The 26802-nt window shown below is 36.3% G+C and carries 20 protein-coding genes and 1 pseudogene; 14 read left to right on the top strand and 7 right to left on the bottom strand.

From position 1 onward, the window contains the following. The 5 genes from AR328_RS15175 (at position 1) to AR328_RS15195 (ending at position 2759) form a co-directional block, all read left to right on the top strand. Positions 1 to 297: a hypothetical protein gene (locus AR328_RS15175; protein WP_066297001.1), complete on the top strand. Its 297-nt coding sequence runs from the start codon at positions 1 to 3 to the stop codon at positions 295 to 297. 5 nt (positions 298 to 302) lie between these two features. Then, positions 303 to 551 carry a hypothetical protein gene (locus tag AR328_RS15180; RefSeq protein ID WP_156422699.1) on the top strand — a complete coding sequence of 83 codons (249 nt, stop codon included), beginning with the start codon at positions 303 to 305 and terminating at the stop codon, positions 549 to 551. A 489-nt stretch (positions 552 to 1040) separates the two neighbouring features. Then, positions 1041 to 1268, top strand: coding sequence for an AbrB/MazE/SpoVT family DNA-binding domain-containing protein (locus AR328_RS15185; protein WP_066297011.1), 228 nt, complete (start codon positions 1041 to 1043; stop codon positions 1266 to 1268). A gap of 29 nt (positions 1269 to 1297) precedes the next feature. Beyond that, entirely contained in the window at positions 1298 to 1597 is a 300-nt protein-coding gene (locus tag AR328_RS15190; protein ID WP_231734875.1) for a type II toxin-antitoxin system PemK/MazF family toxin, read from the top strand. Positions 1598 to 2009: 412 nt separating this feature from the next. After that, entirely contained in the window at positions 2010 to 2759 is a 750-nt protein-coding gene (locus AR328_RS15195; protein WP_066297015.1) for an NUDIX hydrolase, read from the top strand. 142 nt (positions 2760 to 2901) lie between these two features. Here the strand turns inward: AR328_RS15195 and AR328_RS15200 are convergent, their stop codons facing one another. The 3 genes from AR328_RS15200 to AR328_RS15210 form a co-directional block, all read right to left on the bottom strand. Then, the gene (locus AR328_RS15200; RefSeq protein WP_156422700.1) at positions 2902 to 3567 is read right to left on the bottom strand and encodes a hypothetical protein; all 666 of its coding nucleotides are present in this window, start codon (positions 3565 to 3567) and stop codon (positions 2902 to 2904) included. A 91-nt stretch (positions 3568 to 3658) separates the two neighbouring features. Beyond that, entirely contained in the window at positions 3659 to 4411 is a 753-nt protein-coding gene (locus AR328_RS15205) for an AAA family ATPase (protein ID WP_066297017.1), read from the bottom strand. Beyond that, positions 4398 to 5591: a DUF262 domain-containing protein gene (locus tag AR328_RS15210; RefSeq protein ID WP_066297025.1), complete on the bottom strand. Its 1194-nt coding sequence runs from the start codon at positions 5589 to 5591 to the stop codon at positions 4398 to 4400. Before AR328_RS15210 ends, AR328_RS15205 begins: the two co-directional genes overlap by 14 nt. A gap of 347 nt (positions 5592 to 5938) precedes the next feature. Between AR328_RS15210 and AR328_RS15215 the strand changes: the two genes are divergently transcribed. After that, a complete protein-coding gene (locus tag AR328_RS15215; RefSeq protein WP_066297034.1) occupies positions 5939 to 7321 on the top strand; it encodes a S41 family peptidase in 1383 nt (460 codons plus the stop codon). Positions 7322 to 7558: 237 nt separating this feature from the next. Further along, positions 7559 to 9484 (top strand): hypothetical protein, encoded by a 1926-nt coding sequence (locus tag AR328_RS22850; RefSeq protein WP_066297041.1) that lies wholly within the window; start codon positions 7559 to 7561, stop codon positions 9482 to 9484. A 231-nt stretch (positions 9485 to 9715) separates the two neighbouring features. On the opposite strand, the gene AR328_RS15225 is transcribed toward AR328_RS22850, so the two are convergent. The 3 genes from AR328_RS15225 to AR328_RS15235 are packed head-to-tail and all read right to left on the bottom strand — an operon-like array spanning position 9716 to position 11707. Continuing rightward, positions 9716 to 9982 carry a hypothetical protein gene (locus tag AR328_RS15225; protein WP_066297042.1) on the bottom strand — a complete coding sequence of 89 codons (267 nt, stop codon included), beginning with the start codon at positions 9980 to 9982 and terminating at the stop codon, positions 9716 to 9718. Continuing rightward, positions 9982 to 10719: an Ig-like domain-containing protein gene (locus tag AR328_RS15230; RefSeq protein WP_066297043.1), complete on the bottom strand. Its 738-nt coding sequence runs from the start codon at positions 10717 to 10719 to the stop codon at positions 9982 to 9984. Before AR328_RS15230 ends, AR328_RS15225 begins: the two co-directional genes overlap by 1 nt. A 1-nt stretch (position 10720) precedes the next feature. Then, the gene (locus AR328_RS15235; protein WP_066297051.1) at positions 10721 to 11707 is read right to left on the bottom strand and encodes an Ig-like domain-containing protein; all 987 of its coding nucleotides are present in this window, start codon (positions 11705 to 11707) and stop codon (positions 10721 to 10723) included. Positions 11708 to 12511: 804 nt separating this feature from the next. On the opposite strand from AR328_RS15235, the gene AR328_RS15240 reads away from it, so the two are divergent. Then, positions 12512 to 14797 (top strand): hypothetical protein, encoded by a 2286-nt coding sequence (locus AR328_RS15240; protein WP_066297054.1) that lies wholly within the window; start codon positions 12512 to 12514, stop codon positions 14795 to 14797. Between the two features lie 589 nt (positions 14798 to 15386). On the opposite strand, the gene AR328_RS15245 is transcribed toward AR328_RS15240, so the two are convergent. Next, positions 15387 to 17831 (bottom strand): Ig-like domain-containing protein, encoded by a 2445-nt coding sequence (locus tag AR328_RS15245; RefSeq protein WP_156422701.1) that lies wholly within the window; start codon positions 17829 to 17831, stop codon positions 15387 to 15389. 338 nt (positions 17832 to 18169) lie between these two features. Here AR328_RS15245 and AR328_RS15250 point away from each other — a divergent pair, with 338 nt between their 5' ends. The 6 genes and pseudogenes from AR328_RS15250 (at position 18170) to AR328_RS15270 (ending at position 26797) form a co-directional block, all read left to right on the top strand. Then, entirely contained in the window at positions 18170 to 20197 is a 2028-nt protein-coding gene (locus tag AR328_RS15250; RefSeq protein WP_066297065.1) for a WD40 repeat domain-containing protein, read from the top strand. A gap of 244 nt (positions 20198 to 20441) precedes the next feature. Then, a complete protein-coding gene (locus AR328_RS15255; RefSeq protein ID WP_066297068.1) occupies positions 20442 to 23018 on the top strand; it encodes a hypothetical protein in 2577 nt (858 codons plus the stop codon). 117 nt (positions 23019 to 23135) lie between these two features. Continuing rightward, a pseudogene (locus tag AR328_RS23105) lies at positions 23136 to 23453 on the top strand (glucose-6-phosphate isomerase); the annotation flags it as partial. Between the two features lie 301 nt (positions 23454 to 23754). Then, on the top strand, positions 23755 to 24234 hold the full coding sequence (locus AR328_RS15260) for a tetratricopeptide repeat protein (RefSeq protein ID WP_066297074.1): 480 nt from the start codon (positions 23755 to 23757) through the stop codon (positions 24232 to 24234). 10 nt (positions 24235 to 24244) lie between these two features. Further along, the gene (locus AR328_RS15265) at positions 24245 to 25807 is read left to right on the top strand and encodes an O-antigen ligase family protein (protein WP_082677251.1); all 1563 of its coding nucleotides are present in this window, start codon (positions 24245 to 24247) and stop codon (positions 25805 to 25807) included. A 222-nt stretch (positions 25808 to 26029) separates the two neighbouring features. Beyond that, positions 26030 to 26797, top strand: a complete 768-nt coding sequence (locus AR328_RS15270) for an ABC transporter permease (RefSeq protein WP_066297076.1) — start codon at positions 26030 to 26032, stop codon at positions 26795 to 26797. The last annotated feature ends 5 nt before the right edge of the window (positions 26798 to 26802 follow it).

The raw sequence follows: 26802 nt of genomic DNA on the forward strand, positions 1-26802 counted from the left end.
GTGGATTTTAAACAGGAAATTGAATTCTATGGTGATGATCTTAAAAATTTTGAGATTAGTCCATTTGAAATGATTGAGACATTCCATAGAAGGTCGATGTTGCATCAGCATTTTGAAAATCTGACTGCAGATGAAAAGGCGTTAATTAGAGAACATGATCTGTATCTTTTGAAAATAGCCCAACCGGTATATGAGCATTTGAAAAAAGTTTATGACTTCCAAAGTGACAAACCCGTTCAGGAATGGTGGTGGCATATAGACAAGGTCATGAATGCGAAAAATGAATGGAGGCGTTAAGTGTGATGAGAGTGCTTCAGGAGGTTGAAAGAAGGGTAAGGGTGGATGTGAATCGCCGTAGTATTAAGAGTTATTTGGATGCTCGTTTTGGTTTAGAATCAAAGCCATTACAAGATAGAGCAGAAACGATTATGGAATTGGACCTATTAGAAGATCTCCTACGTAATCTTTATAGAACGGATAATCATAAAGTAGCGGAAGAATTAGTTGAAGCAGCTATAGATGAGCAACAACAAATAACGAATATGGAATAACTTCTTACGGATAACCCATCACAAAAATGGGTGTTTTCCTTAGTTGGCTGACAAACTGCATGAATTGGCTGACAAACTACCTAAATTGGCTGATAAACCATCAGATTTGGCTGACAAACACCTAAATTTGGCTGACAAATTACATGAAGGCTGCTAAACTGCGAAAATTGGACCGGAATTAGCGGGCAAACCTTCATAAATTTGCTAACAAACTACATAAAGTCACCATACTACCACCAAAACTCACCCAAACACACTCAAAAAGGGTAATATGAACTAAAATGCCAAGAAAGGAACCCCCTCAAAAGCACCCACACCCGTAAAAGTAAAACTAGATCCCATCCCTATCAATCTACAACACGAAATCTGACGCCAGCATGAACTTTATTGGCAAAAACAAACGAAAACAAGCCCCTGCCTATAGTTCAATGTACATTTTTTAATAAAATGTGTATACTATGTAGAAACAATTGAAGGAGGAATCACAACATGCAAGTTCAAAAATGGGGAAACAGCTTAGCAATTAGATTACCAAAAGCTTTATGTCAAGCTGTTTCAATCGAAGAAGGAAATGAATTAGATTTTAGTATTGAAAAAAATGCAATTGTGATTAGGCCTAAGACGAAATCTTTAGAAGCAATGTTAGAAAATGTTACACCTGACATGTATCATAAAGAAACTTTAAATGATGGTGCGGCAGGGAACGAGGAATGGTAATACCGTATATTCCCAAAAGGGGCGACATTGTGTGGTTGTCGTTTAATCCGCAAGCTGGTCATGAACAAGCGGGTAGACGGCCGGCTCTTGTCATTTCTCCAAAAATATATAATGAAAAAACAGGACTTTCGCTATGTGTTCCGGTTACTTCAAAAGTAAAAGGCCTGCCGTTTGAGGTAGAATTACCTTTAGGGTTACCAATTGGTGGAGTAGCTTTATCAGATCACGTAAAAAACTTAGATTGGAAAGAAAGAAATGCAGAGTTTATCTGTAGTGTAAATGAAGATATAACAGTAAATGTAATTGAGAAATTGAGGAAATTACTATAGAAAAAAGTACCCGTTTCAGTGTATGGCCCTGTAGAGATGTTTCTATAGGGCTTTTATTCACAAAAACCCCAATTTTATTATTAGGAGGTAACAGCTAACAAATAACGACTATGGAATAACTTCTTATGGATGATCCATCTCAAAAAGTTAATGTTTTCCTTAGTTGGCTGACAACCTGCATGAATTGGCTGACAAACTACCTAAATTGGCTGACAAACCATCAGATTTGGCTGACAAACACCTAAATTTGGCTGACAAATTTCACGAAGGCTACTAAACTACTAAAATTGGACCGGAATTAGCGGGCAAACCCTCATAATTTTGCTAACTAACTACAAAAATACACCAAAATTCACCCAACCACACTCCAAAAGAGTAATATGAAGTAAAATGCCAAGAAAGGACCACCCTCATGAACCCAATTATCATTGAAAAGGCACCCGCAACCGTAAAAGTCATACTAGATCCTATCCCTATCAACCTGCCACACGAAATCAAAAAGCAACACGAACTTTACTGGAAACAACAAACAAAAACCAACCCCTCCTTACGCAACGGGGAAGTCTTCACGATAACAAACATCAACCAAACACACGAGGAGCTCATCGTAACGGTTGCTAAAACCGACTACAAACATTATCTCTACACACTTCACCACGAAAACTCCCAAATGCCATGCCAAGTCATTTACACATGCGCCGCGGTCATAACAAGCGACAAGAAAATGGCCATTGGCCGAATGAATCGGACAACCTCTACACCCGGCTGCCTACAATTTACAGGAGGAGGACTGGATGAATCGGACCTGGAACATACTATTTTCAACCTAGAAAAAAACATCAGCAAAGAAATCCAAGAAGAGCTCGGATTAGACATTCACTCCCCAGCCACTCGCTCTTTTATCCCTAAATTCATAAAGCGTAAAGGTACACATAATTTTTGGGCAATTATCTATGAACTATCTGTTGCGCACACAGCCGAAGAGGTTCATGCCCGATTCCTTGCCCATAATCATCATTTAATAGAAAGGGGGCAGCAGCCGGAGTTTGATGATCTTCTATTTGTCTCTATTGAAAAATCAGCTGTAGAAGCTTTTATCCAAAATGAGCCATCCCCGATGGTTGATTACTTGGCTCCGATTCTTGAAAAATATACTGAATAAAGCAAGTATAGACGGGCTTCTGTTAACAAGAATGTTTCACAGTTTGGTTATGAAATAAAAAATGAGTCAATCATTGCGATAATGATCGACTCATTTTTTGTATCTTTATAGAATAAAAAACTATTAATCTATTAAAGGTTTGTTATAAATGATCCCCAATATGTCCAATTAATAACCTTTCTCCATTTTTAACTTGAGGATGCCCCCAGTTAAAGTAGATACGTTCTCCTGAATGCTTACTAAATAGTTTTGTATGGGGAGCACATACGATTTTTATGTTTCCTCCTTGGTCGCTTGGGAATTCAAAACATAGGTTTGCTTTTTCATACGCTGGGTCGCCTTGAGCTGAACAGTTAATATTCCCGACAACGCTTAAATGCTGTAAAACGACTGTTTCATTTTGGGCTTGATATTCTTGAAAAAGACGTAGTCCATGATCATTTAGTGCCGTTAAATGTAAAATCAGTTCATTAAGATAATCCCTAAAAGGTTTAAACCTTTTGATGGTCTGCTGAACACGGTCATTGATAAAAAGCTGCGGAAAGCAATCCTCGCATTTTCTTAAAAACACAGAAATGTTATCAGCAAAGTGCAAATAAAAACGACGTGCATATAAACAATCCCACTTGTTTTGTATGACTAAACAATCCTCCAAATTTGGAGCGGTCCAATGATAAAATGTAATTAAAGCAATGTGGGGTTGATAATTCTGATTTTGCAGTTGACCAATAGAATCTTGAATTGCGGCTTTTTCTACTTCTGCTATTTTTTTAAACTTCATCTGTATGATTCTTTTTTCATCGCGCATATCGCCGCCGCTATATAGCCACTCAGCTAATGATTGACCTTCATAAAAGATCTGATCAAATAGATCAATTGAATAGGAGGTAGATTCATTATCAGTAAGCACCGGAAGTGATGATTGGCAAGGCGTAAGTAATACCGAATCCTGTTGAGGTAGGTGAAATGAATTCTCCTAGATGAGAATTACTATACTTGATTGTAACCATGTCAACATCAGGTTGTGGTTTCACTTGTAGTCGGAAGTCAGGTATCAATAATTGCATCCAAGCTTCAACTTGCGTAGAAAATCTAGGAAGGGCGGATTGCGCTGAAAGAGATGGATGAACGTTTAGTGATAGTTGGTCAGCTCGTTCAATGGCATGATTAACGAACTCTCCTTGAAATCCAGTAGTTATCACACTAGTAGGATTGAAATGCAAACTTTTCCTTGGACCTAACCTTTCTGCATGAAGGTAATGAAGATTAATATCTTGGAAACTAAGGTCTCCAGATGATTCCGAGGGGTTAATTTGCAAACTGTATGGATGCTTTAGTGGGTCAACGTCATACGTGTATTGCAAGTGGTGTGCCTCTAATCCAAGCATAATTCCGATTTGATTATTTTCATGCATAAAAGAAAGGACATGATCTGCTCGTCCTAATGATAAATGGTAATTACCGTTTAATTCAACTTCCCAGCGTTTAAAACGGTGAATATTTTCAAACGTATTTTTTGCTAGCAGAATGGCTTGAATGACACTGGATTTACCTGCTCCATTTGCTCCGGTAAATAAGGTAATTGGAGCCAATTCCAAATGCGAATTTTTCATGCTTTTAAAATGAGTTAATGAAATTTTATCGAATATCAATTCGTAATTCCTCCCAAAATTCCCTTGTAATATGAAAGTTCATTGCTACTCTAGATGTGGCATTTGTTCCAATCGTTAAGGCGTTTGAATAATCTTCATTACTTTCAATTAACTTAGCTAATCGATGAACCGCATGATCTGAGAAGGGCTTGCTGATTCTTAGATCAAGATCAGGTTCGGCCAAAAGTACACTCCATGATGTAAAAAGGGATTTGTTAATAAGCTTTCGGCGTCCAGCCTCCCTTAACTCTGATAATTTATACTTACGGAAGGCGTATTCACCAAAAAGCTCATGAGCATTATTCATCGCTCTAGTAAAAGCTTTTTCTATTTCTACTAGTTTTTGATCATTCATAGCATTCAACTGATCAAATGTAAGATCTAAAAATAGCTCCAAGTCGCTTTTATGGTAATCTAACTCAAAGGTCTTGTAATTGTAGGAAGAATAAAATGCAATAAAGCGCAGTACTAGTTCTTGAGCCGCCATCCGCATATCATTGACGCCTCCATCTGTTGCTGCCTGAAATGATGAAGAATGCGCTAATCTCTTAAGGAAATCACGTATCCGGGCTTTTGCAATCGAATTACGAATTTCTTGTGCATTTAATGAAACACCCCCGGTATTAATTCTCCTAAATAGATCGTACTTAACCTGGGAAGGAGTTCTTGCATCAATAACGTTAACAGCTAATTGTGTCATATAAATTCGACTCACATACTTTGCATCTAAATCTTTAAAGTATTTTCCGTCACAAGAATCTTGTAGGTATTGTAGGCCTTTTAATTTAAACTCTCCATTTAAGAATTCGTTAATTGTTGATAGACGCTGTAACCCATCAATGACATGAAGAACTGAATCTTCATCTTCATAGAAGTAAAAGGCAGGAATGGGTATTCTTAGCATTAAAGATTCAATTAAAAGTGACTTTCTTTTGATCTCTTTCCAAACTTTATTTCTTTGAAAGTCGGGATAAAGGTTCAAAAGATCCAAATCAATTAATTCTTTCATGTATTTCAATGAAAGCATTCGTTGTTCTATACGGATTTTTTCAGCATCAAATGGGAGCTCAGATTGATCTTCTTCATCAGTCAATTGTTCATATTCAATTCCGTACGTCTCTTCTTGTACTAGGTCGGAGTCTACCTCGCTAGTATTACTATTAAATCGGAATGGATTCATTTGTGTCCCTCCATTAAAAGCATTGATAATACTATTATATAGCATAGGAAATGAAATCAGCATAAGAGAATTCTGATTAATTCTATTAGTTTTAGTATGCCCAAGAAATGGATAAATTATATCGACGATATCGTTGTCTAGTATTGTGAAAGATTCAAACAATTAGAAAGAAACTATTTCATTTGTCAATTAAAGTTGACTACCTACCTCCCATTCTAGTGAAATATACCGAACCATAGGAAAAATATAACTACAATTCCATCCATAAATATACTAAAATAGGACTTAATACATAATGTCATAATTTGCCGTGCGAACGGCGTCTTGACACCAGAGGGGGAACACCAATGGGGAATTTGAAAAAGTATATTAGTTTTTTGCTAGTTTTATTGCTGTTGTCGAATGTGACTTCTGTTTCGGCAGCTGAACCAATTCAGGAAATACGAGATTTGATTAAGGAATATTACATAGAGGACGTGCCGGCTTCGGTATTAGCCAAGCCGACTGCGAAGGAAATTACGGAGCATTTGGACCCTTATTCTGTCTACATGACCGCTCAAGAGTTTGACCGATTTACGAATGGCATTGAGCAGCAGTTAGTGGGAGTGGGGATCGTTCTGGATGAGGATCCAAAGGGAGTCAAGATCATATCTGTGATCCAAGGCGGTCCAGCTGATCGTGCTGGGTTGAACGCAGGAGATATTATTATCGCTGCCAATGGGACAAGCTTGGCGGGACAATCTGTGCAACACGCGATTTCGATTATTACGGGCGCAGCGAACACAACCGTCACGCTGCAATATATTTCAGTCGACACAAATGAAAAGGTCACAAAGGCGTTAAAGAGAGAATTAATCAGAATTCCGAATGTCGAGTATCAAATGCTCGGCGGGGATATCGGCTATATTCGCCTTCATAGCTTCTCTCAAGAGGCAACAGAGGACATTACGAATGCGATTGGAAAATTACCGGGTGCACAAGGCTGGATTTTCGATCTCCGAAACAACGGAGGGGGCTATGTTTCCACTGCCCAGGAAGTGGCTGGCCTATTCCCTAACGTAACCAACGCCTTCCAACTGAGATATAAGACAGAACGGCCAGAGGTTTACGCGGCTCTTCCGCAAAAGGTCAAGTTTACAATCCCAACGCATATTCTCATCAATGAATATAGCGCAAGTGCTTCCGAAATGGTCGCCGTCTCTGTCAAAGAACAAAAAGGGGCAACCCTTTACGGACAAACGTCCTTTGGAAAAGGGTCCATGCAGTCGCTATTCACATTAAGTGACAGCAGCACGTTAAAATTAACAACAGCCCGTTTCTTCTCACCGAGAGGGATTCCCGTCCATGAAGTAGGAGTCACTCCAAATATTGAAACGGCCGTGGGAGAGGAATTAATCGTCTCTCATAGAGATCAACTACTTGCGAAACACTCAACCTATCAAAAGCTGCCTGCCCTAAAGGATGTTCCAGTTACAAAAACCTTCACGGTGGCAATGAATATGCAAATGGACTGGTCCAAACTAAACGCTCAGGACGTTCAGCTGATCCAATTAGGCGGCAAAGAAGTACCCGTTGATGTAAAAATAGCGGATGATTATAAAATGACCATCACTCCGAAAGCGAATTTACAATCAAAGGGCAAATATTTGCTCATGATCCACCCAAAATGGACAAGCAAAAGTTCGAAGCAAATGCAGAATGGAATTTATTTAGAGGTATCAGTTAAATAAAATTTGGCCAAATGAACCCGGGAGAAGTCCTGGGTTTTCTACTGTTATTGAGAACAAGGGAGAGGGCCGTTCTCAAACTAATTGTTCTTTATTAAGAAAAACTTGTTCGTTTTCTATTTAAAAATCAGATTCTTTATTGTATAATGGAAAATATAATTCAATGGGCATGTTTCAGGTTGTTTATTTTTTTAACCTGATTGTTCTATATAACGAATATTGAAAAAGGAGGACATCACATTGGTGCCAAGGTCTTCTCGACATAAGAGTCATAAGAGAAAGCAAAGGAAAAAGTTGTTAAAGGCATTTTCGTCTAGTGTAGCTGTTTCATCCCTTATATTAGGAAGCGGGCATTTAGTATCGCCTACATACAGCGAATTTAATTCGGTTAAAGAGAAGGAAGTGGAAGTTTCTGCGTGTTTTATATTTCCAAGCAGGGTTGAGGAATTGCTGAAAGATACAGAAGATCTTCGAAAGGAAGCACAGGCCAGATTAGGCGAAGTCGAGGGGGAAGTAGCGGGACTAGATGTGGACTCGCTTAATAAAAGAATCGCAGAGCTAATGAAAGATGTTGAAACAGCAGAAGGAACCGATGGGGGAGCAGCAGATGACACTTCATCCCAAGAACCTAGTGCGGATACGGCACCAATTGATGGATTTCAGGCAGAGCATGCCGAGTTAAAGGCAGAAAGCGCTGCGCTCGCCGCTCTAGAAAGCACACTCACCACTTTTGAACAAACATTTAACGCAAATCAGAAAGAAATGGACGCACTTGAAGGAATCACTGGAAACATTGACGGCATACTTACTGATTTGCATAGGATCATTTCAGAAGATTTTCCTCAAGCCCTGAAGCGGACAAAGGATATACTGAAGGAGATCAATGATATTATTGACTATATTGAAAGCATAAAGTACGATGCCGTCACCCAATGTGGATTTAAACTTGAGTATTTTGATGACATCATCCTAGTAGAAATGAAATCGAATAGAGATTTAACAGAAAAGGTAGTTGGAAATCTTGAAATTCAGCTAGCAAATCATAAAGAGCAAATGCTTCAGCTAGATAGTGATAATAATAAACTGAAAGCAAACTTCGAGAAACTTCAACAGGAAAATGTGACGTTGTTAGCTAAAATCGAAGGTATAAAAGCACAAATTGCAGCGGCAAAGGATCGAATTGCAGCAATTACCCAGAGAATTGCTGACTTGAAAGCATTACAGGCGGAAAAGGACATCTTACTCGCAGGAATGGATGCACTAAAAGAAAATCTGAAGAAGTCAACTGACTTAACAGAGGAACAAATCGAGCAACTATTAGAAAAGTTAGAAGGACTTTATAAGAATGTAGAAGATATTACACTTGAAAATAAAGACATGTCCGCGATCGAAAAAGCTATTGTTGAATTTGATCAAGAAATTGAACAAGAAGTAGAGAAGACAAAATTAGAAAAAGAAAGGATTGCATTGGAAGAACAGGCAAGGATCGAGCAGGAAGCTAAAGATGCAGCAGAAGCAGCAGCGAAGGCAAAGCTAGAGGGAGAGGGTAAAGAGGGGACAGGGGATACAGATGCAGATACGGATACAGATGTAGATACGGATACAGATGTAGATACGGACACAGATGCAGATACGGATACAGATGTAGATACGGATACAGATGCAGATACGGATACAGATGTAGATACGGACACAGATGTAGATACGGATACAGATGCAGATACAGATACAAATACAGATATAGATAAAGACAAAGACAAAGACAAAGATAAAGACAAAGATAAAGACAACAAAGACAAAGACAAAGATAAAGATAAAGACAAAGACAAGGATAAGGACAAAGACAAACCAATTAACCCAGGACAAGGCAAGGACAATAAAGGAAACCAAAAAGACAATGAGGATCAAGGTCAAAAATCTCAAGAGCCACAGCCTAGTAATAAGAAGGTAGACCAAGTGAAAACAGAGCAGGCAAGAAAAGAAAGTGCAATTCAACGAGAAAATGGGATTAATCTTCTGTTAAATCTGCTGGAGAGTCAAAAGGCGGGAAATGATCAAAGTAAACCACAAATAAAAGAAGAGAACAAGGTAGAAATGAGAAATGAAAAATCGAACCATCCATCAGTAGTGGAAGTAGCCCCAACAGCAACACATAGTCCGGTTTAAGTAAAAAAAAATAAATAGCTCCGGTAGATGACCAAAGCTACCGGGGTTTTTCTAGTTGGAAAGAGCTAAGGTCGGAAGGATATTAAAAATAAAACAAAAAAAGCCAGCACCCCATTGCGGGATACTGACAAAAGGCCGGCAGATCACTCTGCCCAGTTAGGTAAGCACCAGTCATTGGAATATTCCATTACTAGTGTCCATATATTAGACGTTTAGACGATTGAAAAGGTTTCATTCGATCCGAAGAATTTTAAAATTATTTTCGTTCTGCTCGTCTACCTTAGGGAAATCTTCATCTTCTTCATCTATTTCAACGACTTCGCTATCTGAATCGTTTTCTCTCGAGTCAGTGATACTTTCTTGCAGGATCGTATACTTCCCTTTTTCACCAGCAACTTTATTTCCCTCTTTAAACTCATTGAAAAGCATCGGCCAGATTATCAGGTTAATAATAATCAGGGTAAAAATAAACGTATTAATAAGAGCCTTTTTTGCCATTACGGAATCACGATCTCCTTTGTCTCCAGCACCTTATTGGATATGCTATACCCTTTAACAGTCAGCTTTTCGCCTTTCTTCAGGTCTGGTTTATAAAGGACAAACAAGTTACTTCCCTTATATTCAAATTCATTACTGCCTGCCTTCACCTTCGCCACCTGGTCGCTAACTTTAACGGAGATTTCAACAAAATGTGAATGGCGTTTGGCCTGGGTACTCACCAACTTTGTATCTTTCTGCTTTGAATTTGGAGTAGTGCTAGGACTAGCACTAGGGTCACTCTTACTAGTGTTTGTTGAAACTTGTCGATTGTCAGTTTTTGTCGGACTGCTTGTCGCTTTATTGGTGCTCCCCTTAGTAACCAACTTAAAAGGCAAAACCGTATGCTCATTTAAAAACGTACTTTTCCCCGTTTTCACATTACCTTTAACATACAAATAATATTGAACTCCTTCCTTATAAGGAGTTTCAGGTGTAATCGTTACCTTGCTCTCATCATCAGAAAGACGCAGTTTTGTCCGCAGCTTCTTCTGACTCTCATCTATAATATAGAAGTTTTGCTTCTTAACCGTCCCTTTGTTCACCGGTGCAGTAAAAGTAATCGACCAGCTCTTTAATGGCTCTTTAATCGTCCTTTCATCTAATACAACCTTTTCAATCGAAGCTTGTCCTGTCAGAATGCCAGGAAATACGACAATAATTGCAATCATACTAATAAGAAGGAATGCTCTTCTCATTCTACCTGTCCTCAACCTGTACTTTAATATCCTGCATTAAGCTTTCAGATAGAAGGGTGGTGAACAATTTGTCATTGGACAGGAGTTCATAGAAGGTGTAGCCCTTCCCCGCTGTTTGGTACTTAAAGGATTCCTTATAGGAGTTGATTATTTTGCCTTCTTCTGTAGCGAACTTGATGATTTTAGAGTCGATCGTTTTCTGATCTTTATTTTGAACGGTTATACGAACATCAAAGAAGTCAGGAACTTTTGAAAAACCGATATCAAACACCAATGTTCTTTGCGCTGCCCCTTTTGTTTTCGGAGGAACAGGGTCAGCAAATCCCTTCTGTAAAACACTTCCATTCCTCATAATATCAACGTGTACCGTATCGACATCATCACTCTTCGTTGTAATATCAATATTTGTGATACCGCTAAAGGAAGTTTGGTCGTCCTTCATCGCTCCGGGCTTCTTATGCATAATATTTATTTCATTTATATATCTCTCTGGTGCGAAGGCTTTTATTTGCCTAGGCGCATAGTCATCCAGTAAATTCGTCAGCCTTCCTTCGTTCACGACCATGAGTTCATGGAAATCAATGAAGTTCGTATGAAAGGAGTACGAAAGAGATTGATAATAGGTCCCGTTTTGCAGCTCTACCGCCGGGGAATTCAATTGAACATGGTATTCCTTATTGAAATCCATCATATTCTCTGGAACGATAATTAACGTTTGCCCATCTTTCCGCACATTTTTAATGGGAAAATCATAATAAGTGCCATTAATTCTTTCATATAATCTTATATATTGTGAGGACACATTTAAAATGTTGCTATTAAACTCAATTTTAATGTCTGTGTCGATCGGAACATTCTGCTCCCCTGCTGCAGGAAGTCGCTTTATCACATCAGGATAGGTAGTGGCCCTGGCATGGTTGTGAAACGCGGGTCCTATTATAGATAGAAGTAAAATGAACATAACTCCCATCACCTTGGCTGTCTTCATTGTCATTAACCACCTTCATATGTAATGTTTCGTTAGTCTTACTATACAACGAAATTCGACAATTCTCCATCGAAAAAAAGGAAAAAGCCGCCATAATTGGCGGCTTTTCCTGAACGCTGAAGCGAAGGTTAGTACAAGCGTACTATACAAGTTAAAGAAAGCATCCATTTGGGAGAAAACCTTCTTACCCCTAGTGTAACAAATATTACGGAAAAATACATGAAAAATTTTCTAATTGACCCATTTTTTTATTTTATATGCAATTTTTTTTGGTTCTTGCATAGAATTAGAGGGTGTGCATTTAGTAATGTTAATATATTTACATTTTTCAAGTTTGAGAAATGTCTAGCTACAGCGCCTACCCCCGACGTACAGGACGTACTAGTGTCGACAATGCGACAGGACGTCGCGTTTTTGTCGACCTCGAGGTTCATAAGCCAATCCGCCAAGAAGGTTAAACTACAACCTTCTCGGCGGCTAGTCTTATGCTTGTCGGGGGTGGGTGAGGCGCTTCCGCTTTTCTAATAAACAGTAAATATATTACAAAATTAATAAAAATATGATAAAAATTGTAGAAATTTAGCAAGCTTTATATTATCATAAGATATATAAACCAAAGTTGGAAAACCTATCTTCACCTGCCAAAAAAAATATACATTGGTAACTATTGCATAAAAGATAATAGTTTGGTATACTTTTTTACTAGTTAGGTAAGCGGTGGATATAGAGGAAAATACAACCATTGGTTTATTCATTGCTAACAAAAAAAATGCACTACATAGCATGAAGGGAGAATACAAGTTTATGAAAAAGAAAGCTATTAAACTAGCAACATCAACAGCTATCGCAGCTTCAGCATTCGTTGCTGCAGCACCAGCTAACCAAGCTGATGCGGCTGTGAACGTAGATCAATTAGTACAAGACGCACAAAATGCAGGAACAGTCCTTAAATGGGCTATCTCAGTTGAAGGTTCAGCTGATTATGTAACACGTCCTTATGCTGCTTACAACGCTGCTAAGCAAGCGATTGAAGGTGCTCAAAAAGCACTTAAAGGTGCAAGTGCTTCTGATAAACTTAAATACGAAGCTAGATTAACTGATCCACAAATCCAAGTGAAACGTGCAACAGCTTACATTGATGCCATCACTTCAAGCGAAAAAATTAAAGAATTAACTGCTGGCCTAGATGCAGCTGTTAAATCTGGTGATATCGAGAAAGTAGAAGCTGCTTACCACAAAGCTACTGCTGAGTTCCGTAAGCAATCTGCTCTATTAGACCGCGTTTATGGTCAATCAACTCGTGACGGTATCCGTAACGCAGTTAAACCAGCAATTGAAAAATTAGTTGCTGATACTAAAAATGATGTAACTGTTAATATGCTTGCTAAAGCAGCAGCGGCTGATGTTAAAGCTGGCAAATTAGAAGATGCATCTAAAAAATTATCTGAGGCTCAAGCAATTCTTGATGCAAACGTTCTAAAATGGGAAACTTCTTTACAAAAATCAGTTGATGATGTAGCAGAAGCAATGCCATTAAAAGTGTTATCAATTTCTGCTGACGGCAAAAACACAGTAACAGTTAAGTTTTCAAAACAAGTTGCTTCAGTTTTACCAGCGAGCCAGTTTACTTTTGATAATGGCTTATTAGTTCAATCAGCAGTTGTTGGCGCTGATAAAAAGACTGTTACATTAACAACAACTAACCAAAAAGCTAATACAACTTATACATTAGCTTATCAAGGTGAAGCTACTGGGGTATCTTTCAAAACTTCTGCAGCAACAGTAGGTAATATTACAGTTGATGCTTCTGACCGTGCTCGTTTAGGTGTTGGTGAGACTCGCACATATACTGTTACTTTGAAAAATGCTGACGGCCTTCCTTATGTTGGATCAGTTGCAATCGGTTTATATACTACTTCAGATACAGCAACAGCAGCTCTTGTTGGAACTGGTAATGCAAAAATAACTAGTGCAAATGGCGTACTTACGAACTCTGATGCTGTAACAGTAAATAGCGATGTTAATGGAAAAGTAACATTCACTATTGAGGGCGTGAGTGGTGGAGAAGTATATCCATTTGTATCAAAAAATACTGATCCAGCTGCGGGAATTCAGTTTACAACTGAGGACTATTTATTACTAGGTAGAACTTCATATTATGCATTAGCTGGAAATGGAACATATAATGGATCAGTAGACCCGCTACTACAAATTTCTTCTACTGATTATATTGATCTTGAAGGAAATAGACTAGTTACATCTGTTAGTTCTGTAAATACAATGTTCAAGTGGGACGACAATGATAAGTTCTACATTCAAGGTGTTCTTTCTACTCAAGAACAATTTGAAGCAGCATTATCAAATGGTGACACTGTACATGTGAATTACAATGCTACAAAGGCAAACACTTCAGTTTGGAGTATTGTTTCAAACGTAACTTTAGGAAATACTTTAGACGTAGTTACACCATCTCGTGAAGTATCTTATGATGGTACTGGTGGAACTTACAGAATCACAGGTACTGGTCAACCAGGACATAAGGTAAATCTATACAAAGTTAACGGTGCGAATACTGCTGCTACTCAAGCAGACTACTTAACAACTGCAACTGTTGATTCTAATGGTGTATGGACTGTACAGGCGCTTGGGCTTACTGATGGACTAAATGATTACAAAGTTGTTCAGTATGCACCAACATCTGCTCCAGTATTAGCTGATGCCGTTGCAGTGGATACAATCCATTATGGAAACTTTGAAATTGCTACTGCAACTCTTGTTGATACAGTAAATGATGGTCAAATTTCAATTGGTGATACAATTGACTTTACATTTGTTAATGAACATGTCTATGACCATAACATTGCTACTGCTACAAATGCTACTATCACATTAACAAAAGGACTATTAAGTGCTAAGTTTAATGTTAAACGTGTTGACAATGATACATTAGAGATTGTTTCTATTAATGGAACATTACCAAATGGCTTTGATGCAACGTTTGCTACTGGAAAACCTAGTATCACTGCTATTACAAATGTTAAAAACCAAGATAGCCTAGAATTAAAACATAAGAATAACTTACTTCAATAAATAGAAGTAAAATAATTATTAGAAAAGGAAAGCTCTATGGATATTTATCTGTAGAGCTTTCCTTTTTCTTGTTTCCAATACCCGTCTAATATGGGATTTTAATGTACTCTTACAAGATGATGGTGTCTTTTAAAGTATATTCATCGCTTTTCTTTTTGTCATTTGGAAAGGAATCTTTAGAATGTAGGCTTTTACAGTTAATAGGCTAATTTGAAATTTGAGGTTGTTTGACCACTTCATGTGCTACCTGGTAACGTGGTTTTTAAATGAGGTTTTGTTTTTTTAAAAAGGATTATGATTAATTATTGGCGCAAAAACACGCAAACTCCAATTCTGGTATATTGGTACGGCCGAGATATGAGAATTGGAGTTTGCGTGAATATGCATTTTTAATATGAAAATCTGTTTAAAAATAATCTTAATGGAATATGTTAACCATTCACCAAGTAATGTGAAACCTACATGTTTAAATGAGTGTACTCATGGTAAATGTTAAGTATTTTTTAATGCTAATCCAATACAAACTAGTGGGGCCGTCCTTTACAATCAATTATATAGTTAATACAAGATGTGGAAATTGGTATAAACTTTAAATTTCTTTCTCCATCTCTGCCACCCTATTGCCGGACCCATCTGAAATAGCTGAAGAACCAGTGGTTTTAATAAGTATTTTCCCCGTCTCAAACATACCGCTAGTAGTTGGTGTAATAATCAACTCCCGATAATCTGAACTGATCCCAACAGTATATAAATTAGCGGCTACTGGCTCATCATTAATCTTTATTTCAAAGTTTGCTTGTCCACTTAGAACAATATTCTCCGAGAACGTCAATTTAATATTATCATGTTCCCTAACAGCGTTTACTAAAACAGGTTTAGTGTTATCTCTTATTGTAACTGAACCAGTATAATTATCCATCATATTATCTGAAGGATCTTTAACTCCTTGAATCATTACAGTGTAAGGAACTGACGTTGCAATTTTTCCCTCCGGCAAAGTAATAGTAACAATTCTTTTATCACTATTTATCGATAATGCTGAGTTTGATGGTATCGTTACTCCGTTAATCAAATAGTTAGTATAAACCGTGGCAGAAACATCAGTTATTGGTTCACTAAATACTACTTTAAATTGTCCATTTACATCGGACGCAATTAGTTCCTTTACAAAAGGTTTAACACTATCCATCTTTTTAGTGACTGAGGTTGCAAATGGTCGGTTATCATTTTGCGTAATCGTTGAATCCTTTATAGCACCAGCTTGAACATCGATAATGTATATACCATCAGGTAAACTTCTTGCATCAATAATCATTTTATTCCCTGAATTTGATTTGAATGTAGCTCTTACAGGATTATTATTTGTATCATAAATAGTTATTTTACTTGTCACTGGCGAACCTGTTTGCAAAGGCTTATTAAAAGTAACTTGAATTTCATTTGTATACCCATCATAAACCGTATTAACCAAAGTTGGAGGATTTAGATCCTTCGACAGAGAAACCGCTTGTTCATAAGTTTTCCCTTCATTGTTGGCGAGGTCCTTGTATGATTTTACTTGCACATTGAGCCAAACAGTGTTTTCGTTTGTACCAAATACGCTTGCTGGCAGCTCTATTTCGAATGTTGTCCTAGCACCATTTGAGACATCCTTGACAGCTGATGGTCTAATTGTTGTTACTCCTTTTGTGATTGCTAGATTATTAGCGGAAAATGTTGATAATGCTTCACTAAATTCAATGGAAATAATTTTTTCATCTTTTACTTGAAATTGTTTGATTTCTGGTATTCCTGTATCAGCATTAGAGTTATAGAAGAAAGTGCTACTGTATGCATTCATAATATTAGGTGTAGGCACAACTAAATCTCTTGCTCCTGACATAACAATGGAATACCATTTTCCTTTTTGTAAACCAATCCGGTCTAATTCTAACTTTCTTACAACAAGGGTGTCTGTATCTGAGGTTGATGTGTAATTAACTAATTTTCCATCAATGGTAATGGAGAGTGGTGAGTGTCCATCGACAAGTTCTGAAAATTTAATTTCAAGATTTCCGTTTATGTCGGTTGTTACAATTGAAACAGTCGGTTTTGTACTATCAGTGAACGTAAAGGTTGTAGAGTAGTCACTAGTACTTAACGCTTCATAAGTAGCTGTTTGGATATTACTTTTGACTGTAACTGTATAGCTGGTACTTGAATACAGTGGATCGTGCAGCTCGATTAGGGCGGCACTTTTGTCTTCTGAAAGCTTTACACTTTTAATAGATTTACCACTAACTGAATAGTTAGATGTATTTTCTGCTCCGTTAGTTCCACTTCCAGCAAGCATCGCTTTATTAAATTCAACTTTTATCCTTTTTGGCTCTGCAGCTGTAATTTTTTCAACCTTAGGTGTAAGTGTAATCCCTAGTGAATTTAATCGATCTGTCAACGATTTTTTGATGATTGGGTTGTTGACACTATTTATATATTTTTGAGCCTCTGCAATATGCTTATCAGCTTGTACACCATCCTTAGCAGCCAATGCTTTAGCAGCTAAATCAATTTCAATTTTAACGGTAACCGGATATTTTGCCTGATCCCACACCTTTTCAGCCTCCTGCTTATATTGAGAGCGAATAAGGTCACGTGTAGATTGGCCATATACACGATCAAGCAAAATCGCTTGTTTGCGAATTTCTGCTGATAATTCGTGATAAGCGTTTTCAGTTTGATCATTGATTGTATTGATTTCTAATTGATGTGATAATGCCTGTTGTTTTTCTTTAATCTTCTCGCCGGCCGTAATTGCGTCAATATATCTCATGGTACGATCAATATGAACCTTTACATCTTCATCAAGTTCAGCTAAATAATTGTTCTTTTGTGCAGCAGGTAATGTATTAACGGCTTTCACTGCATTATCGTATGCTGTTTTAGCACTGTTATAAGCTGACCATGGGCGTGTTGTTCCATCTGCTGTTCCTTCAATAGAAATAGCCCATTTTAAAATAGTTCCGGCTGACTTAGCTGTCTGTACTAATTTTTCCACTTGGACCACTGTTGCAGCTTCTACCTGCGTCGATATAGTTGAAACAAAGGCGGATGCAGCTAGGGTAGAAGCGCAAATTAATTTTAGTGATTTTTTACTTCTCACAGTTAAACCTCCTGTTATCAAATAATTGGTAAACAATCCAAAATTCCGGATAAACCATATCTCTATTGTAAAAGATTACTTAGTCTAGTTAAATAGACAATTATGTTTTTAAAAAGGTTTCATATAAAAATAGAAAAAATGTGTTCAAAAATAATTCTGAATTAAAATCCATAAGGTAAAACATTCCTTATGAAGTAATATTTGCTATAATGTAAAGGAAGGGGGAAGATTAGATGAGAAGAAAGTTTTTAACGCTCTTAGTGATATTGCCTCTATTCTTGTCATTTGGGCAAACGAAGGGATTTGCTGAGAACCAAGGCGACTACGAGAATGAATTTGAAAGCAAAGATGAAGAAATAATGGAGAAAGAAAAGAGTAAGGCGACTTTACTTGGACCGCAGGTGTTTCAGACTTCTGCTCTAACTTCGGCTGTGGGAACAGATGACCAAGGGAATCCTTATATGTATTTTGTCATGCACGGCACACCCTCTGCTTTAGCAGTCGTGGACTTGAATAGTAATGAATTAGTGAATACATATACTTTGTCTAATTCTACTAGTGCGTGGGGATTAGATGTGGATGAGGATGGAACAGTTTGGATCGGGGGAACGACAGACGGGAACGTATATAGCTACAATCCAAACACATGGGAGTTCCGTGACTACGGGAATAAACTCACATTGCCGAAGGATACAGCTATTCAAGATTTAGATGCTATTGACGGTATCATTTTCGGTTCAACTGCTTACGGCGGTTCTGTATTTAAATATGATTCGCATATGGATGAGCTAGTGAACTTTGGGCAAGCTTTATATAGGAAGGAATTTGCTAAGTCGATTGCTTATGATCAAGAGAACGACACCCTCTATATTGGTGTAGGCTCAAAAGCGGATTTAGTCAAATTTGATTTAACAACAAAGAAGAAAACTGCATTTCTTCCAGAAGAGTACAAGGATGATAAATATGTTCGAGATATTCGTATAATCGGAAACGAATTGTATGCTCGAATGGATCCATCTAATAGATTGGTTGTTTTTGATAAGGGAACTTTGGAGAAGGTTGATGAATTAGAGTTAAATTCAAGAACCATTTCATTATTGGCGCCAAATGAGGATGTCATTTATTACTCAAAGCATAATACTCTATATAAATATGACTTAACTACGAAAGAACATATTGATTTAGGAGTTGCTTTACTAACGGGAACAGAATTGCTTACACTTGATTTTGTTGAATTAAATCATGAGAATTATCCAGGCTATACACTTGTTGGGTTAATTGATAATGACGGAAATGTATTAAAGTATAATTTAGAGACAGGTTTTTACGAGATTACAAAAATCGATTTACCTGCGCAGCCAGTGACACTATACACGATGATCCATGACGAAAAAAGAGAGAATATATTTATAAATGGCTACATGTCCGGTGGATTAGCGATTTTCAACTCAAAGAATAATCAGTCTGTTCTCCATCAAGATATTAGCCAAATTGAATCAATGACGATTATGGGGGATAAGCTTTATATTGGGGCCTATCCAAAATCCCGTGTGCTGGAACTTGATTTAACAAAGCCTTGGGATATTACTAATCCAAGAGAGTTTATGAGGCTTGGTAATTACGGTCAAGAACGTTCCACGGCTATTACAGCCATTCCGAAACTGAACAAGGTGTTTGTGGGAACTTATCCTGAAACAAGTCTTGGCGGAGGGGCTTTAGCTGTTTACGATCTAAAAGAAAATAAACAAGAAGTCTATGAAAACTATATTTACAATCAAAGTCTAGTTTCCTTCCTGCATCATAAAGAATATATTTACGGTGGCACTTCGATTCACGCAAACTACCAGGTGAATCAACGCGGAGCAAGATTTTTCCGATTTAGACCTGACTTTCCTGAAGAAAAGGAATATATTCATTTGCCTCTGCATGCTAGCATGATTACCAGTTTAATAGTAGACAAAGATGGTACAATCTGGGCAATGGCAGATGGAACATTAGTTTCCTACAATCCAGAAACGAAGGAAATTAGAACAAAGCAAATACTAGAGTTAATTTCAGGGCGTTTCCGAAATGCGAAGATAATAGAAGGTATTGATGGGAATATCTATGGAACAGTAGAAGGAAAGCTTTTCAAGGCTGACCGGAAGACAATGGAAGTAGAGACTCTCATGGAAGAAGGAGCTTATGAGCTAGCTCAAGATTCAAAAGGAGATTTATACTTCCGTAATCAAGCAGATCTATGGAAGTATGAAATCAATTAATAATACTATGAATCAACCTATTTTTGGTAGGTTGATTTTTTTATTGCTAGTTTACTAGTAGGAATGGAATATACTTTTCTATTTTTATCCTCTATAACCAAAATCATGACCTGTTGGTATATTTTTTGCATTTAATCAGGTAGAAAATTACTTTAATATATTCCTTGTAGGGGCAATTCACCAGCCTTACATAATGTTGGTATATTACAATAATAATATAAATATCTATCTAGGGGGATTTATCTTGAACAAGAAAAAAGCAATAAAAGTACTTAGTGCAACGGCAATCGCAGCATCTGCATTCGTAGCAACAGCTCCAGCTGGAACTGAAGCGGCAGCTAGCGATGTTCAAACTTTAGTGAAAAAAGCTAAAGATGCTGGTACGGTTTTAAAATGGGCTATCTCTACTGAAGGTTCTGCAGATGGAAAAACTCGTCCATATGCACAATATAATGCAGCTAAAGCAGCTCGTGATGCAGCAGTTGCAGCAATCAACAAATTACCAGCAGCACAAAAAGCTGGATACCTTGCTGATATCGAGCAAAACGTAAACCTTCACATTAATCGCACAATGTCTTACATTGATGCTATTACAGCTGGTGAAAAAATCTCTGCTAAGAAAGCAACTCTTGCATCTCAAATCGAAATGAACTTAATTGATGATGCTACAGAAAAAGCTTACCATGAATTATCAACAGAAATTCGTAAACAAGCGATCCTTTTAGACCGCGTATATGGACAATCTACTCGTGATGAAATCCGTGCACAATATAAGAAATCTGCTGAAACAGTACGTGACAGCGTAAAATTTGAAGTATCAGTGAAAATCGAATTAGACTTAGCTAAAAAATCTCTTGCTGCTAACAACAATGCAGATGTAGAAAAGCACCTTGCAGAAGCAGTTAAGTACATGAAAGAAGTTAAGAACGTAACAATGAAGGCTACTTTAACTAAAACATTAGATGAAGTAGAAGCGCAATTAACTCCAGCTGTAAAAACAGTTAGTGCTTTAAATGCAAAAGAAATTGCTATTACTTTCAATAAAGCTATTAAAGCGGATACAGTATTAAATACTACTAACGATCTTATCAACATTTCAATCGCTGGAACTGGGAACCCTACTTTCAAAGGTGAACTTAGCAAAGATAAAAAGACACTAGTAGTTACTGCTAATACTGGATTAAATGGAGAGTACACTGTAAATATTAATAAAGATTCTGTAAAAGCGGAAACTGGAGAGTATGTTAAATCTTACATTTCAAAAGTAAATGTAAAAGATGAAGTGGCTCCGACTCTTTCTGGTACTGAAAGAGTGAATCCAACGACTACTAAAATCGTTTTCTCTGAGCCAATCTCTAATGAAGGAACTGTATCTTTCAAATATGCTGATGGGTCAGCAGTTAATGGTGCAACATTTACTTTAGATGCATCTGGTAAATTCGGTACAGTTGATTTAGCTGCTTCAACAGTAACAACTAACAAAGAAATCGTTGTTCAATTTATTGGAGCAAAAGATTTTGCTAACAACTTAATAACTCCAAACCCAGCAACTGTAATAGTTCAAAAAGGTGAAAAAGATGGAGTTAAACCTACGGTTACATCTTTAAATGTAATAGCGCCTAACCAATTAGAAATTAAATTCAGTGAAGAAGTAAACGGCTTTACAACAGCTGATATTACAGGTGTAACTGTTTCAAAAGTTGAAAAAAATGAAACTGATCCTACAAAGTATCTATTAACTTTAGCTTCTCCTCAAGAAGGCGTTAAAACAATTGGTTTATCTGCATCTGCAGTAACGGATTTAAGCGGGGAAGAAAACGAAGTTTATTCTAAATTAGTAGAATTCAAAAAGGATACAGTAGCTCCATCTTTAGCAACTTCTGCAGTTACAAAAGATGCTAAAGACGGCAAGGAATATCTTGTGTTAACTTTCGATAAAGCTGTTACACTTAAAGATACTGACGGTGTCACTCTTTCTGGAAGCAAAATTAAAGATTACGTAACTACAAATGGAATTGATGTTGTAATTCCAGTGAACAAATTAGTTGCTGTAGAAGGATCTGCTACTTCTTTCAAAGTTGCTTTAGCTGATTTAAACCTTGAAGAAGGCGCAGCTTACACACTTAGTCTTCCGACAGGTCTTGTTCAAAATGTATCTAATGTTGAAAATGCTACTAAGTCAGGAGCAATTAAATTTACACGCGGCAAAGATACTAATGTTGCACCAGTAGCGAAACAAACTGTTCAATCTGTAGCAAAAGGAACAGGCAATAGCCAAGTAATTGTTACTTTTGGTCAAGATGTTGATGGCGTAACAGCTACTGATGCATCAAACTATTCATTTGATGGTGCAGTTGTTGAAAAGGCAGAGATTCTTAATGTTGATAACAAAAAGGTAGTTACACTTACATTAAAAGCTGATTCTGTAACATTCACAGGATTACGTAACTACTCAGTTTCAAATGTAAAAACTGCACAAGGTGGAACTCTTGATAATACAGTTAAAGGAACAATCAATTTAACTGAAAACGTTGCTCCAACTGTAACTCAAGCTGTTATCACTGGCCCAACAACAATCGAATTAACTTTCAGCGAAAACTTAGATACTACCAAAGCTGGTAATGACTTTGAAGTATTCCAAGGTACATCTACTACTGCTTTAACTGAAAGTGGAGAAGCTATCAGTGGTAATAAAGTGACTATTACACTTTCTGAAGCGTTAAAATCTTTAGATGGTCTTGTAGTAAAAGCATCTTCTGGTATCAATGTTGCTGATTCACAAGGTAATTTAACGACTTTCAAAGAAGTTACAGTAAAATAATAGTTAAAAATAAATGGCTGAAGAGGTTAATTTACTTCTTCAGCCATTTTTATTTTTGGATAAAAAAGGCCAACAGCAGAGCATTATCTTGATACAATCTCTTAATTAATAATCACCCGGACAGCAATTGAGATGTTAAATCATAGTTCCATAAATTTCTTTTGAAGGTTAAACGTGCTATACCTCAAATTATGTTTGTGGTTAATAATTTAAGCTCTACTTATATGAGAGATGTGATAGATTTTTTTGGAAGATAAGGATTTTTCGATTATGGTCATTTCTAAATCAGGTACTACAACTGAGCCAGCCATTGCATTTCGGATTTTCCATAACCTCTTGAAGGTTTAAAAATGGTTTAGAATCGCGTAATCAGGTTTATGCGACAACTGATAAGAACGCGGTATGTTGAAAATACATGCAGATGAACAGGGTTATGTAACTCGGAGTATAGGGAAATGTGTCTGCTCTCTTAGGTAAACAAGGATATGAAGAAAAAAAGCAGAGTTTGAAAAGATGCTAACTAAATGAAAGAAGTGTTCTCTAGAGAAAATAGACGAGTACTTCATTTTTATTATAAAAAATAAAAAACTGACCAAAGCTTATATGGGTAATATTTATTTTATTGGAAAAATATTAAATCACATTAAAATGTTAACTGCTATTGATAATAAAGTAGATTTACCATAAAATTAGTAAGGAACATAATAATGTAGAAATTTGACAAAGGGAGTCTAATATGAAAGAAACTTATCGAAAGCTTATACTATTAGGCTTAGTTTTATTTATTGTAGTTGGGTCCATTTACACATATAAACAAGGAAAGAAACAGGACAAAAAGTACTTAGAAGACCTGCAGGGATATCATATATCTCTTACTGAAATACAGGAAGGGAAGTTTGACTATTCGAAAGAGGAACTAGCGAAGCTTCATAATACATATCCTGATCAAGCCAATATAACATGGAATCTCGGTCTTGTATATGCGATGGATAGGGATTTCAAGAAGGCGGCTTTATACTATCAAAAGGCAGTCGATCAGCGACCTTTTATTGTGCAGGAACCAATGTTCTCTCTTCAATTTGCGGAAATCCTATTTTTTAAGGAAGAGTATACAGTATCAAAACAATATTTAGAACACCTTAAAAAAATAGGAGTTCCAGAAGAATTTAACACACGTGTAGACGAATTACTGGCTTATATAGAAACCATAAAATAAAGGTGAGAAAATGTCGAAAATAGATGAGTTGTTTGGTGAGAGAATTAAGGAAAATGCTCTTGATTCTGACTACATAGACAAAGTAGAAACAGAGAATGAAGTAGAGATTAAGAAAATTGATAAATTTTTAACTGTAGTATTACTCTTACTAATATTAATTATCCCTCTCGTAGTTCGAGTTCATTTTTCAGATTTTGTAAGTCCACAGGTAACGGGGACTGATTTGGACTCAGGCTCTAAATCGGATATATTTACTTTTTATAAATTTGTACTTTTATTAATTGGAACCATGATACTAGGGTTGGTGTTCCTGTATAAAGTAATATTTGTTGGATATGTAATTCCAAAATCAAAGATTAATATTCTTACAGGGATTCTTGCTGTTACAATACTTCTTTCTGCTATTTTTGCACCCAATAAAACATTAGCACTTATTGGGATGTATAATCGGCATGAAGGAACATTAACATACCTGTGTTATATTGCCCTTTTTTTTATTGCTTCGAATATTAAATATACTGCAAAACAGTTAAGCTTGTTTATTTATATTCTATATCCATTTGTAATAATTAATACTACTTTAGGGCTGTTGAACTTCTTTGGAATTGACATTCTAAAGTATGAGTTTGGAAGAGCAATTCTATTTTCTGGGCTTCCAGAAGGTTCAAATTTACAAGAAGGATCTAAGTTTCTTGCGACTATTAACCATGGAAACTATGTGAGTGGATTTGCTGCAGTATTGATTGGGTTATTCCTTACTATGTCGTTACTAGACAATAATAAAGTCCGAAGCCTTATTAATCTCTTTTTTGCACTAGCATCTTTTGCAATGCTATTAGGATCCTTATCAAGTAGCGGATTTGTCACACTGTTAGTTATCCTACCAATTATGGCACTACTAGTAATTAAAGCTAAAGGAAAAAGATACTTTGCAACAATTTTTGTTTTATTCTTTATTGTAGGTAGTGGAATTTTTACGATAATGGCAAAGTATAATCCTCAAGTTTGGAATGAAAGTATTGGGGTCATCTTAAAAAATAACCCTTTTGAAAATGTTCAATCAGCGATTGGGAAAGTGCTAGAGTCAGATAAAGTCTATGCTAATGAAAAAGTAGATTATAACTTTCCTAATCTTCCTGAATCGGGAGTAGGTCCTGGGTCAGGTCGTCTGTATATTTGGGGAAAAACATGGGAGTTAATAAAGGAGCGACCTTTGTTTGGATACGGACTTGATACAATGCCGTTTCATTTTCCGCAAAATGATACAGGGAAACATGAGAATATTGAAACCTATAGGGTTATTGTGGATAAGCCGCATAATATATATGTGGGAGTTGCTTATGGGTCTGGCTTATTGGCTTTTGTATTTTTGCTTTCCTTTATTACAATGCAGCTGATTGCTGTAGCAAAAAAACTTGTTTTAAAAGCAAGTTTAGTTGGATACTCGTTATTTATTGGAATAATTGCATTTTTAGTGCAATTCTTATTCAATGATTCTCTTTTAGGAACAACTTTTATCTTTTGGGTATTATTCGGTTTATTTAATGATATTTCCAAACTAAATCAAACTTAGGGTAAGTTAAAATAAAATATTATTAGTCTCTATGATTTGGGCTTCGTATTATCTTATTTAAACAAAGAACTATTTTAAGAAAGTGCAAAATTAAGATTATTATTAGGGTCCTTTTTAAATATATTCCAATGATAGGCTTCATAAATATATTGAACCTACCTCTAAGAGGAAGCTAATGTTTTTATTAAATGAATTTGTTGATTCTGTTTAAGAGGAGAAATAATGGATAATTTTAGACTGATTTTTGAAATGACTAAAAAGGATTTTCAAAAAAAATATTTGGGTTCTTATTTAGGGATTTTGTGGGCATTCGTAAATCCTATTGTTACAATAACAGTATTTTGGTTTGTGTTCCAAGTTGGTTTTAAAGCAACACCAGTAGATAATTTTCCTTTTATATTATGGCTAGTATGTGGAATGGTGCCATGGTTCTTCATCTCAGAAACAATATCTACTGGTACAAACTCTATTATTGAAAATGATTATTTAGTAAAAAAAGTAGTATTTAAAGTTTATTTACTACCTATAATAAAAATTTTATCAGGTTGGGTTATTCATTTATTCTTTATATTTTTTACTTTTGCTATATTTATTTATTACAATATTTCTCTAGATATTTATTCCTTTCAATTAACGTACTATGGATTCTCACTAATCGTTTTGCTGATTGGAATAACCTTATTATCTTCATCACTAATAATTTATTTAAAAGACATAGGACAATTAATTAATCTGCTATTACAGTTTGGATTCTGGTTAACACCAATTTTCTGGTCATTAAAACAAATTCCAGATAAATATCACCTATATCTAAAATTGAATCCCTTCTATTACGTTATTAATGGATATAGAGATTCTTTAATATATAAAAAATGGTTTTGGGAGTACCCTAATCTTACTATTTATTACTGGATTGTAACACTAGCTATATTGTTAATAGGTATATTTTTGTTTAAACGCCTACGACCTCATTTTGCTGATTCTTTGTAAGGAGA

Origin of the sequence: Bacillus sp. FJAT-29937 (assembly GCF_001509555.1) — a bacterium.
GTDB lineage: Bacteria > Bacillota > Bacilli > Bacillales > Cytobacillaceae > Cytobacillus.

What these genes read in the sequence shown, in the direction of transcription:
- AR328_RS15180 (WP_156422699.1), top strand. Translation starts at nt 303, where the DNA reads ATGAGAGTGCTTCAGGAGGTTGAAAGAAGGGTAAGGGTGGATGTGAAT.
- AR328_RS15185 (WP_066297011.1), top strand. Translation starts at nt 1,041, where the DNA reads ATGCAAGTTCAAAAATGGGGAAACAGCTTAGCAATTAGATTACCAAAA.
- AR328_RS15195 (WP_066297015.1), top strand. Translation starts at nt 2,010, where the DNA reads ATGAACCCAATTATCATTGAAAAGGCACCCGCAACCGTAAAAGTCATA.
- AR328_RS15200 (WP_156422700.1), bottom strand. Translation starts at nt 3,567, where the DNA reads ATGCGCGATGAAAAAAGAATCATACAGATGAAGTTTAAAAAAATAGCA.
- AR328_RS15210 (WP_066297025.1), bottom strand. Translation starts at nt 5,591, where the DNA reads ATGAATCCATTCCGATTTAATAGTAATACTAGCGAGGTAGACTCCGAC.
- AR328_RS15215 (WP_066297034.1), top strand. Translation starts at nt 5,939, where the DNA reads ATGGGGAATTTGAAAAAGTATATTAGTTTTTTGCTAGTTTTATTGCTG.
- AR328_RS15225 (WP_066297042.1), bottom strand. Translation starts at nt 9,982, where the DNA reads ATGGCAAAAAAGGCTCTTATTAATACGTTTATTTTTACCCTGATTATT.
- AR328_RS15230 (WP_066297043.1), bottom strand. Translation starts at nt 10,719, where the DNA reads ATGAGAAGAGCATTCCTTCTTATTAGTATGATTGCAATTATTGTCGTA.
- AR328_RS15235 (WP_066297051.1), bottom strand. Translation starts at nt 11,707, where the DNA reads ATGAAGACAGCCAAGGTGATGGGAGTTATGTTCATTTTACTTCTATCT.
- AR328_RS15240 (WP_066297054.1), top strand. Translation starts at nt 12,512, where the DNA reads ATGAAAAAGAAAGCTATTAAACTAGCAACATCAACAGCTATCGCAGCT.
- AR328_RS15250 (WP_066297065.1), top strand. Translation starts at nt 18,170, where the DNA reads ATGAGAAGAAAGTTTTTAACGCTCTTAGTGATATTGCCTCTATTCTTG.
- AR328_RS15260 (WP_066297074.1), top strand. Translation starts at nt 23,755, where the DNA reads ATGAAAGAAACTTATCGAAAGCTTATACTATTAGGCTTAGTTTTATTT.
- AR328_RS15265 (WP_082677251.1), top strand. Translation starts at nt 24,245, where the DNA reads ATGTCGAAAATAGATGAGTTGTTTGGTGAGAGAATTAAGGAAAATGCT.
- AR328_RS15270 (WP_066297076.1), top strand. Translation starts at nt 26,030, where the DNA reads ATGGATAATTTTAGACTGATTTTTGAAATGACTAAAAAGGATTTTCAA.